This is a genomic window from Corynebacterium sp. (assembly GCF_012837295.1).
In the GTDB taxonomy this organism is placed as follows: Bacteria; Actinomycetota; Actinomycetes; order Mycobacteriales; family Mycobacteriaceae; genus Corynebacterium.
Genome location: NZ_DURI01000135.1, coordinates 1 through 15,874, shown reverse-complemented (window position 1 = coordinate 15,874; position 15,874 = coordinate 1). Strand labels below are relative to the sequence as shown.

Here is a 15,874-nt window from a genome sequence, read left to right as displayed (position 1 = left end):
GGGTTCGGCGGGGGCCTCCGGCGGCGGTGCGGCGACCTCGACGGTGGTTTCGACGGTGGTCGTCTCCGTCACTGTCGTCGGCGCCGAGTCGGTCGACATCGCCGAACCACCGGCGAGGCCGGCTGCGCCGCCGAGCAGGATTCCCGCGACCAGGCCGATGCCGCCCAGGAGAAGGCCCTTGGAACCGGGTCCGCTCGACTGCCCGCCGGACGCGCCCGAGGCGTTTCCGGGGGCATTGGATGACGGCAGAGCCGCGGCGCCATACTGCTGGCCCGTGCCGTAGGGATTGGGGCGGTCGAAGCGCTGCGTCGCGTCGCCGGCGCCGCCGGGCCCGTACCAACCGCCCTGCGGCTCCCCCGGCTCGGCACCGGGGTCGGACTGCGACGGGCGGTTGTCGTTCATGGGGATCCTTTCGGTGGAAAACGTCCCCGATGACATTACCCAGTCCACGGCCGGGCGCCCGGCGTGCGGCCGCCGGCGAAGATGCGCCGCCGGCTCCCCCTTCCCCGTAACGTGTGAAGAATGACTTCGATTGACATCCGTTCACCTTTCCGCGAGACTCTCCACCGCCTGACGGAGGCTTGCCGGGAGGTCACCGACGGCGAGAACGCCACGTACATCCCGTCGCTCGCGGACGTCGACCCCGACTTGTGGGCGACGGCGGTGATGAGCCCGGAAGGCGACCTGTACGCGTTCGGCGACGTCGACCACGAGTTCACCATTCAGTCGATTTCGAAGCCGCTCGTCTACGGCCTGGCCATCGAGGAGCTGGGCCTGGACACGGTGCTCGAGCGCGTCGGCGTCGAGCCCTCCGGCGATGCCTTCAACGAGATCTCGCTCGACGAGGACGGCCGCCCGGTCAATCCCATGATCAACGCGGGCGCGCTGACGGTGCACGGGCTGCTGCAGGAGCACGTCGGCGGCCGCGCCGACGACCTCATCCTCGAGGGCCTGTCCAAGCTCGCCGGCCGGCAGCTGACGTCGGACGAGGAGATCGGCCAGGGCGAGCGCGACACGGGCTTCCGCAACCGCGCCATCGCCAATCTTTTGCGCTCGACCGAGACGATCACGTGCGACCCCCTGCAGGTGTTCGACGGTTACAGCTGGCAGTGCTCGATCAAGCTCAACGTCTGCGACTTGGCGACGATCGGCGCCACCCTGGCCACCGGCGGCGTGCATCCGGTGACCGGTGATCGGGTGTTCCGCGAGGAAACGGTGCAGTGGATCCTGTCGGTGATGTCGACGTCGGGCATGTACAACTCGGCCGGCAATTGGATGAATTACGTGGGCGTGCCCGCGAAGTCCGGCGTGTCGGGCGGCCTGTTCGGCGTCATCCCGGGCGAGCTGTCGTTGGCGTCGTTCTCGCCGCGGCTGGACGACCACGGCCATTCGGTGCGGGGCAACGCCTTCTTCCACCGGGCGTCGTCGGATCTCGGGCTGCACATGATGCGCGTGACCGGTCGGCCGCATGGTGCGCTGCGCCACCGCGCCGTCGTCGATTTCGATTCCGACGGTGTGCAGGACACCACGCTTCTGCGCCTGTACGGCGACATCGATTTCTGCTCGTACGAGGCCATCGACCGCGAGGTCACGCGCGGGGCGGCATCCGGCACCGACCTGTTCGTCGATCTCGTCGAGGTCCGTTCCCTGGCCCCGAAGGCGAAGGAACTGCTCGAAGAGCTGCTCACCGCCGCAGGCGAGAAGATCACCACCTACGTCCACGATCCCGCCGGGCTCCTCGACCACGGCGTCTGTGCCTCCCCGCAGTGGGTCGAGCAGGCCGAGATCCGCGAGTACCGCGCCGATCAGCCGGAGCAGCGCCGCAAGCCCCGCAAGCTCCTGCGCCGCCGCGACGCACGCAAGCCCGGCAACGTCAAGAGGACGGCGTCGAAGGCCTCCTCGAAGTCGGCCCATCGTTCGGATTCCCGCCGCAAGGGCTGACGCGCCGGGCCGTCGCAAAGCATTTGCTTGACGACGGCGCCGTTGCGGAAGTTCGCCGTTCGCACCATTGCTGACATGTCATCACTTGTGCAAGGGAGCGGCACCATGAAGCTCGGAATCAGCACCGGAACCACCCGCCCCGGCAACGGCGCACCCCGGCCGCCTTCAAGAACGCCGCCGACGCACTGCACGCCGAATGGAACGGCGGCCCATCGGGCTCGTGTGGTGCGGATTCGGCGGCGCGGAGCGGTCGATCCAGACATGGCGCAACGTCACGCGGGCGCTGCGCATGAAGACCGCCAAGAAGACCGTCAACTTCTACCTCGGCGACGAGGTCGTCGACGGGACGTTCACGCCGACCGACGACAAGGACTCCGACCTGCGGGAACTCGTCGAGGAAGTCCTCGCGCTTTACGACGAAAAGTGATCCATCACACCCGGAACTTCGTTGCAGCGCCGAAGTCCCGCCATTACAGTTGACATGACACCAATTAGCGAAGATCCCTCCAGGAGGACCTCCCACATGAAGCTCGGCATCATCACCGGCACCACCCGCCCCGGCAACGTCGGCACCACCGTCGGCGAATGGGTCATCGAGAACCTCTCCGACCGCACCGACGTCCAGCTCAAGGATCTGAAGGTCATCGACTTCGACCTCGACTTGCTCAACGAGCCCACCATGCCGGGCCAGGCCAACGGCGAGTACGAGAACCCGAAGACCGTCAAGTGGGCCGAGGCCGTCAAGGAGTGCGACGCCTACGTGTTCGTCACCGGCGAGTACAACGCCGCTCCCCCGGCCGCGATGAAGAACGCCGCCGACCTGCTCTTCGTCGAGTGGAACGACAAGCCCGTCGGCTTCGTCGGCTACGGCTTCGGCGGCGGCCAGCGCGCCATCAAGCACTGGCGCGACATCGTGGGCAACCTGAAGATGAAGGACGTCGAGGCCACCGCCAACATCTTCCTCGGCGAGGAGTTCCCCGAGGGCCAGTTCACCCCGGCCGAGGGCAAGGCCGAGGACCTGCAGAAGGTCGTCGACGAGATCGCCGCGCTGAACAGCCACGCGTAAGACGCCGGTGCGCGATCCGCGCACTGGTCGCGGCGTCCGTATCACCCGGAATTCGCTCCGGCGCCGGCCCCTGCGCGCAAAAAGACGTCCAGTGGACAGAAAGACGTGGTTGACCAGGTCTTTCTGTCCACTGGGCGTCTTTTTGCGCCCCGATCGTCCCTCCACCGGCGGCATCGCGTCGTAGTCGTCCCACGGCGCCGCTGATCTCCCCCCCACCACCACTGATCCCGGCCCCCGCGCCACCACTGAACCCGGATCCGCACCCCGCAAATACCTACGTTCTGGCCAGATACTCACGTTTGAACGTCGGTATCTGGCCAAAACGTGGGTATCTGGTGATGGGAACCGTCGATCGAGACCACCGGCGGCGACAACGGCGAGCGAAGTGACTTCCGCGGCGGGAAACCGGGCGCGAGAAACCCGGGCCTAGAACAACCGGGGCGCGAAGCCGGGACTAGAACAGCGGGGGTTGCGTGGGAACGCCGGGGCCACTGCCGGAATCGGGGCGGCGCAGCGGATCCTCGATGTACGTCGCATCGGCGGATCCGCTTCCGCCGGCGCCATTCGACTCCGAGATCTCCGGCTCGCCGCCCAGCGCCGACTTCGACGGGCGCACGCCCGGGATATCGAACAACGGGGGCTCGACCACGCCATTTTCGCCGATCACCGCATCGTCGACGCCGACGACGTCGAACAGGGCATCTTCGGCAGCCGGCCGCGCGACAGACTCATCGGACGGCTCCGAACCCGGTCCCGATCGGCCCTCGGCGCCCGCCGTCGGATTGACGGCGGGGCCGCCATCGGCGGCACCCTCATCGCCCTCATCGCCGCCATCGCCGCCATCGTCCGCGCCGGAAGCACCCTCACCGCCGGCAGCCCCCGAAGCGTCCCCACCAGAAGCACCCACGCCATCAACCGCGTAAGTGCCATCAACGGCGTCGGCGGCGGACCACTCGTCGGCGGGGTCGTCGGGAAGCAAACCTTCCAGGTCAAGGGCATCCTCGAGCGCGCGCAACCGGTGCCGCAGCACCCGCAGCCACGGCCCCGCGGAGGTGACGTGGCCTACGGCCTCGAGGATCGCGGGGACATCGCCGTCGTACTCGTCCAGCGCGGCAGCCAACGACTCCTCGGTGAACACCCACAGCGACGTCGCGCCGCACTTCTCGCGGTGCGCCACGGAATCCAGCGTCACGGCGAGGTCGTGGCCGGGCACACCGCGGACCATCGCGACCAGCTCGACGCGGTCGGCGACCAGCAAATTCGGCGGGGCCAGCAGCTGCGCCCGCCGCTCCACGGGCACCAGGTCCGCGGCCTCGGCGGCGATGAGGTCGACGGCCTCGTCGACAAGCGGGTCCTGCCCCGACAGCCACGCGTGCCCCATGCCGGCGGCGACCGCGCGCACCGGAGCCCCGGCCGCGCCATCGACGAGCAACCCGAGCACGCGCATTCCCTGCATCACCCGGTGGACGAGCATGCCCCACAGGTCCTCGAGCCCCTCGAACAGCGCCCCGCACGTCCAGCCCAGCCGGGACTCGATGCAGCACGGGTACCACATCATGCCTTCGTCGAGTTGGGCGGCGAACACGACTGCTTCACGACGCACGCGCTTGGCCACCTCGGCCATCAGCTCTGCAGAGGGCATCCAGCTTTCCGGCGCTTCGTCGGTGACCCACCGGTCGGGGCCGCGCAGCCAACCCGCGGCGAGCCACGCCCAGCGGCGCGAGGCGTCGGCGGAGAACCACTTCTGCGCCGAGCGCGCCGTCGGCTGGCCGGTGACCGGATGCATGAAGCCCGCGCCGGCGAGCATGCCGACGACTTCGTGGACCACCGAATCATCGGCGCCGATGGAGGCGGCGAATTCGTGGATGGCGACGGCGCCCGCGAACTCGTGGAGGCCGCCGGAGCCCAGGTAGCCGCCGTCCTCCCACCGCTGCATGACGGCGGTGGCCACCGCGACGGCGGAGGTGGCGGCGTCGATTTGAGCCTCGGGCGCGACCCATGCCGGTCGGGGTTCCTCGGGGTGGGGCGTGGGCAGGTACTGCCGGCCCAGCTTCAGCGCCAGCGCGACCGGCGAAATCAGGGACGCGTTGAGATCGACTTCGGGGGTTTCGGGAGACTCGAACTGGACGTCGGAGTCGTCGGCATCTCCGCCGGCATCGCCATCAACTCCGCCTTCGGACGCGGGCCGCGGGTCGCCGCCGCCGTCGATGGCGACCGGCATCTCGAACGTCACGGCCAGCAGATGCTCGACCGCCCACTCGACGGCCGCGGCGCGGCGCTCGCCCCACTCGCGGGCGTCGAGGAAAATGCCCTCGCGGGCGAACAGCAGCAGGGACTTCTGGATGGCATGCGGCGCCGTCGCCACCAGAGCCCGCACCCGGTGCGGCGAGCAGAGGAAAGCGCGCAGGCGGGCGAGCAGCTCGGCGTCGGACAAGAATCCGGTGCCCTTCGAATTCACGACCGTGGCGCCCAGGTTCTCCGCCACGTGGTTGGCGACGGTTTCGGCCCGGCTCTCCCCTTCGTCGACGAGCCCCAGGTTCTCCATCTTCCGCAGCAACTCGGCGCGGGAGTTGAACTCGAGCAGGCACTCGACGGGCGTGGCCATCGTCGGATCCTGGACGAGGATCTCCGCGATGTGCGGCGGCACGTTCCACACGCCCGCCGGCTGCTGCCAGGCCAGGCCCAGGTCCTCGGCGCGGCCCAAGAGCTCGGCGACGTCGGCGCCGGTGGCCGGCGCGCGGACGCTCGACGGCGGCTGGTCGCCGTCGTGGGGCATGGCGTCGGCCTCGGATCCCCACACGGCGACGGCGGCGATGTCGTCGACCGCCGCGGAGTCCTCCAGGACGTGCACGAGCTTCACCGCGGCCAACACATCCGGCGCGGCGGCGGACACCGCGGTCTGCGCGGCCTCGCGCGTCATCAGCATTTCGGCGGTTTCGACCCGCGTCAGCGGAGCCGGCAGTCCCGGGCAGGCGACGCGCAGGAGCCGGCGCAGCTCCGCCTCGCCCAGACGTCCGACGTGTTCGCCGAAGTCGGGGCGGGCTGCGTAATCGACCCTGCTCTCCATTCGGGTCATTATGGCCCATCCGCATACGCGATGGGGAGCCATCCCCGCCTTCGGGCGTGACGACGGCCCGGCGCGCCACCCGTCCGCCGGCCGGATGACGGTGCGGCCAGGGCATGCGGCCGTGGTGCGGCGGTCGTACCTCAGTCGTGCGCCGGATTCTCCTCTCCCCAGAAGACGCGGTCGACCACGCGGCGGGAGTGCCGGGTGACGCGGAGATAGTTCTCCATGAACCCGGTGTTGTCGTCCGGATCCCAGCCCGCGGCACCGGCGACCTGCGCCAACTGCGGCCCCGGCTGGGGCAGCTCGTCGGTCCGCTTGCCGCGGGTGAGCACCAGCGCGTTGCGGGCCTTCGTCGCCGTCAACCACGCCGTGCGCAGGGTGTCGGCGTCTTCCTTGGAGAGGATCTCGTCGTCGGCAAGCACTTTCAGGCCCTGCAGGGTCGACGTGTTGTGCAGCGCGGGCACTTCGTGGGCGTGCATGAAGGTGAGCAGCTGCACCGTCCACTCGATGTCGGTCAACGCGCCCGAGCCGAGCTTCGTGTGCGTGCGGCGGTTGGCTCCACGCGGCAGCCGCTCGTTGTCCACGCGGGCCTTCATGCGGCGCACGTCGCGGACGACCTGCTCCGACGCGCCGCCCTCCGGGTACCGGTATTGGTCGATGCCCCGCAGGAACCGCTCCCCCAGGTCCTTGTCGCCGGCGATCCACGTCGCGCGCAGCAGCGCCTGGATCTCCCACGTCTCGCCCCAGCGCTCGTAGTAGGCCAGGTAGGAATCCAGCGTGCGCACCGGCGGGCCAGACCGGCCCTCGGGGCGCAGATCCAGGTCGACCTCCAGCGGCGGATCCTGGCTCGGCTTGGCCAGTCGGCGGCGCATCGCGTCGCAGATGCCGATCGACCAGCGCACCGCATCGCTGTCATCGGCCACCGGCTCCCCGTCGTCGCCGACGGCCGGTTCACACACGAACATCACGTCGGCGTCCGAGCCGTAGCCCAGCTCGCCGCCGCCCAGGCGCCCCATGCCGATGACCGAAATCACCGCGGGCACCGGCTCATCCGGATGCTGGGCGCACCAGCCGCGGATCTCCGCCGCCAGCGCCGCCTCGAGCACGTTGTCCCACACCAGCGACAACGAGGTGCACACCGCCTCGACGTCCATGAGGCCCAGCAAGTCCGCCGAGGCCACGCGCGCCAGCTCCGCCCGGCGCAGCGCACGGGCCACTCCGATCGCCTTGTCCGGATCGGTATGCCGGTTGGCGGTGGCCACCAGCGACCGCCCCACGGTGCCCGGGTCGGTGTCGAGCAGCTTCGGGCCCCCCGCGCCGTCGCCGTAGAGCTTGATGGTGTCCGGCGACGACACCAGCAGCCCCGACACGTACGGCGACGTGCCCAAAATGTGCATCAACCGCTCGCCGACCACGCCCTCGTCGCGCAGCATGCGCAGGAACCACGTCTTCTCCAGCAGCGCATCGGACAGCTTGCGGTAGTTGAGCAGGCCGGCGTCCGGTTCCGCGGTGTCCGACAACCACTCCATCAGCGTCGGCAGCAGCATCGCCTGGATGCGCGCCTTGCGGGAGCTTCCCGACGCCAACGCCGAGAGGTGGTCGTAGGCGCGGTCCGGATAGAGATAGCCCAGCGCGGCCAGCTGCCGCTTCGCCGCGTCGGCGGACAGCTGCATCGTGCCGATGTCCTGCTCCACCACGGAGTTGAGCAGCGGACGGAAGAAGAGCTTGTTGTGCAGCGTCCGGATCTGCCGGCCGGTGGCGCGCACCCGCTTGGCCAGCGCATCGGCGGAACTCTCCGACCCCGCCGGGGTCACCCCGGCCGCGCGGCCCAGCCACCGGCGGCCGGAGAGGTCCTCCTCCGGCGGCAGCGTGTGCGTCCGACGCATCTTCTGCAGCTGCAGACGATGCTCGAGCAGCCGCATGAACTCGTAGCACTCGATGAGCACCCGGCCGTCCTCGCGCCCGACGTACCCGGCCTCCACCAGGGCATCCAGCGCCTCGACGGTCGGCAGGACGCGCAACGATTCGTCGTAGCGGCCGTGGACCAGCTGCAGCAGCTGCACCGCGAACTCCACGTCGCGCAGGCCGCCGCGGCCGAGCTTGAGCTCGCGCAACTTCAGCTCGTCGGGGACGTTCTCGATGACGCGGTCGCGCATCGCCTGGACGTCCTCCACGAAGGAATCGCGCTGGGAGGCCGACCACACCAGCGGCGACAAAGCCTCGACGTACTCCTTGCCCAGGTCCAGATCGCCCGTCATGGGGCGCGCCTTGAGCTGCGCCTGGAACTCCCACGTCTGCGCCCACCGTTTGTAGTACGCCTGGTGGGACTCCAGCGTGCGCACCAGCGCGCCCGACTTGCCCTCCGGGCGCAGCGCGGCGTCGACCTCGAAGAAACAGCGGCACGCCACCCGGATGAACTCCGAGGCCAGGCGCGTGGCGCGGGCGTCGGCGGGTTCGGCGACGAAGATGACGTCGACGTCGGAAATGTAGTTGAGCTCGCGGGCGCCGCACTTGCCCATCGCCAGCACCGCCAGGCGCGTCGACACCGGCGCATCCGGGTATGTCGTGGCCACCGCCACCGACAGGGCCGCGGTCAGCGCGGCGTCGGCCAAATCCGACAGGGCCTCGGCCACGCGGGTGAACGGGATCGGCGGCTGCCCCGGCCGGCGCGGGCCACGCGGGTACGTGCCGGCCAAGTCGGCGGCGGCCACGCGCATGATCAGGTTCCGGTACGTCCGCTTCATCGCCAGGTCCGCGTCGCGGCCCGTGATGCCCGCACGGTACAGCCCGGCGTCCTCCAGATCCGGCGACGACGCCGTCGGCTCTCGGTAGTCCAGGTCCGCGGCCTCCTTCACCGACTCATCGTCGGTGCGCACCGGGGTTTCGGGCGCCGCCTCCACGGCGGTGAGCATGTCGCGGAACATGTCGGCGCGCGTCGGCAGATCCGCCAGCAGCAGCGACCACGTCGTCGGATTGGCCACCATGTGGTCGCCCAGCATCGCCGAGCCACCCAGCAGCGCGAACACGCGGGTGCGCATGAGCACCTGCTGTCTCATCGCGGCATCCAGCGCCGACCACGCCGCCCACTGCGGCAGCTCCCCCGACTCGACGCCCGAGTCGAGCTTCTCCTTCAACCGGACCAGCGACGTCAGCGCCTGCTCCGGATCGGACGCGCCGGCCAGGCCCCACAGCAGCTCCAGGCCGTCCTCGTCGTACCAGCCGAGCTCCTTGAGGTCCTGCACCGCACGATCGCCGTCGGGCAGGCCGAGCGTGGCCGGGGTCGGCACGGACTGGCGGGACGTGCGGGGGCGGTTCCTCATCACCATGGCGGTTCCTCGGGCGGTCGGCGGGGTCAGTAATCCAGGTTGGTGCGCAGCTCCCAGGCCGTGACCTGGCTCTGGTACTCGCGCCACTCGCGCCACTTGTTGCGCAGGAAGAACTCGTGGACATGATCGCCGAGGGTGTCGGCCACCAGGTCGGAGCGCTCCATCTCGCGCAGCGCCTCCTCCAGGGACGTCGGCAGATCGCGGTATCCCATGGCCCGGCGCTCGCGGCGGGTCAGCTCCGAAATATTGTCCTCCGCCTGCGGCGGCAACTCGTAGCCGTCCTGGATGCCGCGCATGCCGGCGGCGAGGATCACCGAATACGCCAGGTACGGGTTGCAGGCCGAATCGACGGAGCGGATCTCCACGCGTCGTGAAGCGGACTTGCCCGGCGAGTACATGGGCACCCGGACCAGCGCCGACCTGTTGGCCAGGCCCCACGTCGCGGCGGTCGGCGCCTCGTCGCCGAAGACGGTGCGCTTGTAGGAGTTGACCCATTGGTTGGTCACCGCGGAGATCTCCGGAGCGTGGGTGAGGATGCCCGCGATGAAGCTGCGCGCCGCCGCCGACAGCTGGTGCTCGTCGTCGGGGTCGTGGAAGGCGTTGTCGTCGCCCTCGAACAGCGAAATGTGCGTGTGCATGGCGCTGCCCGGCTGGTCGGCGAAGGGTTTGGGCATGAAGGTGGCCCGCACGCCGTTGCGCATGGCCACCTCCTTGATCAGGTAGCGGAACGTCATGATGTTGTCCGCCATGCTCAGCGCATCCGCGTAGCGCAGGTCGATTTCCTGCTGTCCGGGCGCGTTTTCATGGTGCGAGAACTCGACCGGAATGCCCATGGCCTCCAGGGCATTGATCGCGTGACGACGAAAATCCGGCGCCTTGTCGTGGACCGCCTGATCGAAATAGCCGCCGTTGTCGGTGGGCACCGGGGGCTGGCCGTCGGTGTCGAGCGAATCGACGAGGAAGAACTCGATCTCCGGGTGGATGTAGGAGGTGAAGCCCTGATCGGCGGCGGCCTGCACCTGGCGGCGCAGGACGTGGCGCGGATCCGCCCAGCTGGCCTGCCCGTCCGGCATCGAGATGTCGCAGAACATGCGGGCCGTGTGCAGTTCCTGGTCATCGTGGCGCCACGGCAGGATCTGGAAGGTCGAGGGATCGGGGCGGGCGATGGTGTCCGCCTCCGAGACGCGGGAGAAGCCCTCGATGGCCGAACCATCGAAGCCGATCCCCTCCTCGAACGCGCCCTCCAGCTCCGCGGGGGCGACGGCCACGGACTTCAGGTAGCCGAGGATGTCCGTGAACCACAGGCGGATGAAGCGGATGTCGCGCTCCTCGATGGCGCGGAGGACGAATTCCTGTTGGCGATTCATGCCCCCCAAGTTACGCGGGCGACCCGGGTTCGTGTGGTGGTCCGGTGTGGCATGCTTGGCGAACATGAGCACCCGGAAGATGCGCCTGAACGATCTCGCAGCCCGCAAGGCCGAAGGCCGACCGTGGGCGATGCTGACCTGCTACGACTACTCCACGGCCCGTGCGTTCTCCAACGCCGGCGTCGAGGTTCTGCTGGTGGGCGACTCCGCCGCCAACGTCATGTACGGCTACGACACCACCACCGAGGTGTCGCTCGACGAGCTGATTCCGCTGGCCCGCGCCGTCGTTCGCGGCGCCCCGAACGCGCTCGTCGTCGCCGACCTGCCCTTCGGCGTCTACGAGGCCTCCGACGAGCAGGCCGTGCTCAGCGCCGCGCGCATGATGCGCGAGACCGGCGCGCACATGGTCAAGATCGAGGGCGGCGAGCGGATCGCCCCGCGCATCCGCGCCCTGGTCAACGCGGGCATCCCCGTCATGGCGCACATCGGGTTCACCCCGCAGTCCGTCAATGCGCTGTCCGGTTTCAAGGTCCAGGGCCGCGGCGAGGGCGCCGAGCAGCTGCGGCGCGACGCCCGCGCCGTCGCCGAGGCGGGCGCACACTCCGTCGTGTTGGAGATGGTGCCCGCGGAGTTGGCGAAGGAGATCACCGCCGAGTCGCCGATCCCCACGTGCGGCATCGGCGCGGGCAAGGACTGCGACGGCCAGGTTCTGGTGTGGCACGACGCCTTCGCGGTGCCCTCCGACGGCCGCCGCCCGTCGTTCGCCGCCGTCTTCGGCGAGGTCGGCGAACTGCTCGAGAACGGCGCCCGCGATTACGTCGCGCAGGTGGAGTCCCGTGACTTCCCGCCCGTGGACAAGGATTTCAAGGGCTGATCAGCGGGCCCCGAAACGGGCACGAGCGCCCCTGTCCACCCCTCCCATCCGGGGGTAGGATCGAGGGCATGAGCGCATCCGGCAGCACCCCCGACACCACCGTTTCCGAGAACAAGCGGGAACGGACCGAACCGTCCGCGACCCTCGAGGTCGAGGTGAAGTTTTCCGCGCCGGATCATGCGGTGGTCCCCGGGTTCGATTTCGTCCCCGGCGTCGCCTCGGTCGACGAGGAGGTCCGCGAGATGTCGGCGACCTACGTCGACACCGCGGATCTGCGGTTGACCCGCGCCAAGCGCACTCTGCGCCGCCGTCTGGGCGGCCCCGACGAAGGTTGGCATTTGAAGACGCCGGCGGAAGCCGGCCGCATGGAGTACGGCGCCGACCTGGACGAGGGCTCCGTCGAGGGCGAGGGCGCCGACGCGACCTACACGGTCCCCGATTCGCTGCTGGCGCCGGTGCGCTCGATCGTCCGCGAGCATCAACTGGGCCCGATCGCCCGGGTGGACAACGTCCGCCACGTGTCCACGCTGAAGAACGCCGAGGGCGAGGCGATCGCGGAGTTCTGCGACGACCACGTCACGGCCGTGTCGCTGCTGCCGGGCGGCGAGGAGACGTCGTGGCGCGAGTGGGAGATCGAGCTGATCGGCGACATTTCCACACAGCCGGAGGGCACCGAGCTGCTGGAGCGCCTCGGCGCGGTGCTGCGCATCGCGGGGGCGACGCCGTCGGATAGCCCGTCGAAGCTGGCCACGGCGCTGGGCGCGTCGAAGGACGCCGCCCCGGTGCCGCCGACGCCGGCCGATCTGCCGGAGGGCACGCCGGGCCGCGCGGTGGTCGATGCGCTGGCGGCGAACGTGGCGAAGATGGTCGAGTGGGATCCGAAGGTCCGCCGCGACGAGTGGGATTCGGTGCACCAGATGCGCGTGGCCACCCGTGAGCTGCGCAGCCACATGCAGACGTTCCACGGCATCCTGGTCGGCGAGCAGCTCCCCCACATGGAGTCCGAGCTGAAGTTGTTGGCCGGCGTGCTTGGCGTGGCCCGCGACGCGGAGGTCGTCGCGGAGCGCTTCGAGAATCAGCTGCAGCGCGACGAAGCCGACGTCATCGACGGCACGATGCGCGAGGAGCTCATCGCGGACATCCGCCGTGACTACGACCGCGCCCACCGCCGCGTCGTCGCCGCTCTGGATTCGAGCCGCTACCTGTCCATCCTCGATCAGCTCGATGAGCTGCTGGCCGACCCGCCGGTGAACCCGAATGCCGCGGAGGACGCGGAGCGCGAGGAGGCCGAGAAGGCCGAAAAGGCCGCGGCTTCGCTTGACGACGCCGACGTTCCCGCCGAGGAGCCCGAGGACGACGAGATCTCGCCGGAGGAGACGGCGGGCCGCATCGTCGACGAGTCGGAATCCGACGATGACGAGTTCGCCGAGGAGCCGACCGTCGAGCCCGCGCCCGATTCCGACACCGATACCGAGACCACCGCCGATGCCCCGGCCGATTCCGACGGGGACGCCGATGAGGGTGCGGACGAGCCGTCGGAAAGCGACGTCGAGACGGAGGCTGAGGCCGAAGCAGAGGCCGAGTCGGAGCCGGAGCCCGCGCCGGAGAAGTCTCCGGAGCAGATCCGGGCGGAGACGAACGCGGTGCTGGCGATTCACGTGGCGAAGGCGTTCAAGAAGTTCCAGAAGCGCCACCGCATCGCGGTCGAGGCCCGCGATGACACGTCGATCCCGGTCGCCGAGCGCGAGGAGCACTTCCACGACGTGCGCAAGGCCGCGAAGAAGCTGCGCTACTCCGCCGAGGCCGCGCAGTCGACGGGGCTGCCCACGAAGAAGCTGTACGCGGCGTGCAAGACGCTGCAGTCGTCGCTGGGCGATTTCCAGGACACCTGCACCGCCCGCCACGTCCTGCTGCAGAAGGCGCGCCGCGCACACTCGCATGACCAGGACACTTTCGGGTACGGCGTGCTGTACCAGATCGAGCGCACCGACGGCCTGAAGGCGCTGGAGGCGTACGACGACGACGTCGAGGGCGTGCTGAAGGCGTACGAGAAGCTCGAGTCGAAGATGGAGAAGGCCCGGGAGAAGGCGGCGAAGGACGCGGCGAAGAAGGCTAAGCGCTCGAAGCGCAGCTGACGCGGGCGCCGGTCGGATTGCCGCGACGGCGACGACGTTGCCGGCGACTGACGCGGGGGGCCGTCCGGATGGCCGAAAAGTGCTGACACGCATGCAGTTTGCGTACGTGTCAGCATTTTTTGTAACCTCGTTGTTGATACATCATCAACTATGTGAAGCGAGAAGACAATGACCTTCCCCCACCTCCCCACCGTCGCCCGCGACATCCTCGGCCTCATCGCCCGCATCGGCCTCGGCGCCGTCGTGCTGGCCCACGGCTGGCAGAAGCTCTTCGACTGGACCATCGCCGGCACCCAGGCCGGCTTCGAGGACATGGGAGCCCCGGCCCCGACCGTCACCGCGTGGATCGCCGCGATCGTCGAGTTCGTCGGCGGCATCCTCATCCTCGCCGGCGCGCTCCAGCCGATCGTCGGCATCATCGTCGCCCTGCAGATGCTCGCCGCCTGGGCCATCGCCCACACCGGCGCCGGCATGTTCGTCGGCGACGGCGGCCCGGAGCTGGTCATCGCCATCGGCGCTGGCGCGCTGTTCCTCGCCGCCTTCGGTTCGGGCCGCTTCTCCGTCGACGCCATTCTCGCTTCACGACGGGCCCGCGGCACCTCCGCCGACGTCTCCCGCACCGATCACGCCCGCGCCACGGTGTAGCGGGCAGCGACTACCGCAGCAGCCGCAGCCGCAGCCGCAGCCGCGACACATGAAAACCGGCGCCCCGATGAGGGGCGCCGGTTTCGTCGTACGTGGGCGTCGTCAAGCGAGGCCCGGGCATCGGCGGATGAGGAAAGCCACCCGCCGGGACGGAGGAACTAGGCGTCAGCCGGGGGCTTGCCCCACTCGTCGTCTTCCTCGTCCCAATCGTCGGCGGCCTCGTTGCGGGCGGCGACGCGCTCCATCGCGGCGCGGGCCTCGGCCTCCGAAGCGTAGGGGCCCATCCGGTCGTCCCACCCGCTCTGCTTGCCGCGCGTGACCTCGCGGGTCGAGGGCGTGTAGTACCAATCCTTGGCGTCGTCGGCCATGTCATCCTCCTGGGATAGTCCTGGAAAAGTCCTGGGCTCTTCACGCCGACGCGATGGCCGAGCGCCCGCACAGGGGGTCGCCGCGGCCGACGGGCCGGTTGTGTCCAGGTTACCCGCGGGTACTATCTCAGGTCATGGCTTGCGGCGACGCGGCACCGTTGACCCGGTGACCGCGGCGCCGTCGCGCCCGTCCACCACCACCGTCGAAAGGTCCCCGATGCCCGTCCCCGCCGCCGTCGAACGAGTCCGCGAGCACGCGGGGCCGGATGCGACGATCGCGCACGCGCCGGGATCGGTGGAACTGCTCGGCGAAACCTGCGCCGCCACCGGCGGGATGCTGCTGGCCACCGCGCTGCCCGAATCCGTCGCCGTGGCGCTGGAACCCAACGACACCGGCGAGCTGATCGTCGCGTCGACTCGGATCGGCGACGAAACCCCGCTGCCCATGCCCGACGCCATCCCGGCCGGCTACCCGGCCGAGGTCACCGCCGTCGCCGCGGCCGTGGTCGCGCTACAGCACACGATGCACCTGATCCCGCGCACCGGCGCCGGCGTCACCGTGCGGTGGGCGTCGACCATCCCGGTCGGCCGCGGCCTCGGCGAACTCGCCGCGCTGCAGTCCGCCGTCGCGCTGGCCGCCAACGCCCGCTGGGGCGACCGCGACGACGTGCCCACCCGCGCCCGCCTGGCCGCCGCCCTGCACGAGACCTCCGCCGACCATTACGGCGACCACTGGCCGCTGCACCCCTACACCGCGGCACTGCGCAGCCAGCCGGATTCGGTGCTCACGTGCAACCACTCCGACGAGGCCGTCACCCAGACGCCGCGACCGGACAACCTGGCGCTCATGGTCGCCTACTCGCCCGACATCACGGGCGCGTCGCCGCAAGTGGAGCGCCACGAATTCTTCGCCGAGGCGTGCTCCGCATTCGGGGTGCCCACCCTCCACGGCCTGCCCGAGGCCGAAACCCGCGTCATCGACTGGGTCCGCGCCCGCCGCGAGGTCCAGCCCGACGGCGACGCCCCCACCGTCGGCCGCGCCACCCAGTGGCTCGACGACGCCTCCGGCTGCTCCGACCGCGCCC

The 15,874-nt window shown here is 70.0% G+C and carries 11 protein-coding genes and 1 pseudogene; 7 read left to right on the top strand and 5 right to left on the bottom strand.

The window, feature by feature from the left end; genetic code table 11:
- Positions 1 to 402 (bottom strand): annotated as a pseudogene (locus GX015_RS04630) (hypothetical protein); the annotation flags it as partial.
- A gap of 120 nt (positions 403 to 522) precedes the next feature.
- Between GX015_RS04630 and glsA the strand changes: the two are divergent.
- From glsA to GX015_RS04615, 3 genes are all read left to right on the top strand, one after another.
- A complete protein-coding gene (gene glsA / locus GX015_RS04625; RefSeq protein ID WP_291343155.1) occupies positions 523 to 1,941 on the top strand; it encodes a glutaminase A in 1,419 nt (472 codons plus the stop codon).
- A 196-nt stretch (positions 1,942 to 2,137) separates the two neighbouring features.
- On the top strand, positions 2,138 to 2,368 hold the full coding sequence (locus GX015_RS04620) for a hypothetical protein (RefSeq protein ID WP_291343153.1): 231 nt from the start codon (positions 2,138 to 2,140) through the stop codon (positions 2,366 to 2,368).
- 96 nt (positions 2,369 to 2,464) lie between these two features.
- The gene (locus GX015_RS04615; protein ID WP_291343151.1) at positions 2,465 to 3,007 is read left to right on the top strand and encodes an NAD(P)H-dependent oxidoreductase; all 543 of its coding nucleotides are present in this window, start codon (positions 2,465 to 2,467) and stop codon (positions 3,005 to 3,007) included.
- A 454-nt stretch (positions 3,008 to 3,461) separates the two neighbouring features.
- Here GX015_RS04615 and GX015_RS04610 read toward each other — a convergent pair whose 3' ends face one another.
- The 3 genes from GX015_RS04610 to glnA all read right to left on the bottom strand — a co-directional run bounded on the left by GX015_RS04610 (position 3,462) and on the right by glnA (position 10,767).
- A complete protein-coding gene (locus GX015_RS04610) occupies positions 3,462 to 6,074 on the bottom strand; it encodes a hypothetical protein (protein WP_291343149.1) in 2,613 nt (870 codons plus the stop codon).
- A gap of 140 nt (positions 6,075 to 6,214) precedes the next feature.
- Positions 6,215 to 9,400 (bottom strand): bifunctional [glutamine synthetase] adenylyltransferase/[glutamine synthetase]-adenylyl-L-tyrosine phosphorylase, encoded by a 3,186-nt coding sequence (locus GX015_RS04605; RefSeq protein WP_291343147.1) that lies wholly within the window; start codon positions 9,398 to 9,400, stop codon positions 6,215 to 6,217.
- Positions 9,401 to 9,426: 26 nt separating this feature from the next.
- Entirely contained in the window at positions 9,427 to 10,767 is a 1,341-nt protein-coding gene (gene glnA, locus GX015_RS04600) for a type I glutamate--ammonia ligase (protein WP_291343145.1), read from the bottom strand.
- A 64-nt stretch (positions 10,768 to 10,831) separates the two neighbouring features.
- Between glnA and panB the strand changes: the two genes are divergently transcribed.
- The 3 genes from panB to GX015_RS04585 all read left to right on the top strand — a co-directional run bounded on the left by panB (position 10,832) and on the right by GX015_RS04585 (position 14,421).
- The gene (gene panB, locus GX015_RS04595; RefSeq protein WP_291343144.1) at positions 10,832 to 11,641 is read left to right on the top strand and encodes a 3-methyl-2-oxobutanoate hydroxymethyltransferase; all 810 of its coding nucleotides are present in this window, start codon (positions 10,832 to 10,834) and stop codon (positions 11,639 to 11,641) included.
- Between the two features lie 68 nt (positions 11,642 to 11,709).
- Positions 11,710 to 13,776 carry a CHAD domain-containing protein gene (locus GX015_RS04590; protein ID WP_291343142.1) on the top strand — a complete coding sequence of 689 codons (2,067 nt, stop codon included), beginning with the start codon at positions 11,710 to 11,712 and terminating at the stop codon, positions 13,774 to 13,776.
- A 168-nt stretch (positions 13,777 to 13,944) separates the two neighbouring features.
- A complete protein-coding gene (locus GX015_RS04585) occupies positions 13,945 to 14,421 on the top strand; it encodes a DoxX family protein (protein WP_291343140.1) in 477 nt (158 codons plus the stop codon).
- Positions 14,422 to 14,579: 158 nt separating this feature from the next.
- On the opposite strand, the gene GX015_RS04580 is transcribed toward GX015_RS04585, so the two are convergent.
- Positions 14,580 to 14,789, bottom strand: coding sequence for an SPOR domain-containing protein (locus GX015_RS04580; RefSeq protein WP_291343138.1), 210 nt, complete (start codon positions 14,787 to 14,789; stop codon positions 14,580 to 14,582).
- 217 nt (positions 14,790 to 15,006) lie between these two features.
- Here GX015_RS04580 and GX015_RS04575 point away from each other — a divergent pair.
- The coding region (locus GX015_RS04575) for a galactokinase family protein (RefSeq protein ID WP_291343137.1) at positions 15,007 to 15,874 on the top strand (868 nt) is incomplete at its 3' end.

Coding starts and splice junctions, on each gene's coding strand:
- GX015_RS04610 (WP_291343149.1), bottom strand. CDS start 6,074: ATGGAGAGCAGGGTCGATTACGCAGCCCGCCCCGACTTCGGCGAACAC.
- GX015_RS04615 (WP_291343151.1), top strand. CDS start 2,465: ATGAAGCTCGGCATCATCACCGGCACCACCCGCCCCGGCAACGTCGGC.
- panB (WP_291343144.1), top strand. CDS start 10,832: ATGAGCACCCGGAAGATGCGCCTGAACGATCTCGCAGCCCGCAAGGCC.
- glsA (WP_291343155.1), top strand. CDS start 523: ATGACTTCGATTGACATCCGTTCACCTTTCCGCGAGACTCTCCACCGC.
- GX015_RS04605 (WP_291343147.1), bottom strand. CDS start 9,400: ATGGTGATGAGGAACCGCCCCCGCACGTCCCGCCAGTCCGTGCCGACC.
- GX015_RS04585 (WP_291343140.1), top strand. CDS start 13,945: ATGACCTTCCCCCACCTCCCCACCGTCGCCCGCGACATCCTCGGCCTC.
- glnA (WP_291343145.1), bottom strand. CDS start 10,767: ATGAATCGCCAACAGGAATTCGTCCTCCGCGCCATCGAGGAGCGCGAC.
- GX015_RS04580 (WP_291343138.1), bottom strand. CDS start 14,789: ATGGCCGACGACGCCAAGGATTGGTACTACACGCCCTCGACCCGCGAG.
- GX015_RS04620 (WP_291343153.1), top strand. CDS start 2,138: ATGGAACGGCGGCCCATCGGGCTCGTGTGGTGCGGATTCGGCGGCGCG.
- GX015_RS04590 (WP_291343142.1), top strand. CDS start 11,710: ATGAGCGCATCCGGCAGCACCCCCGACACCACCGTTTCCGAGAACAAG.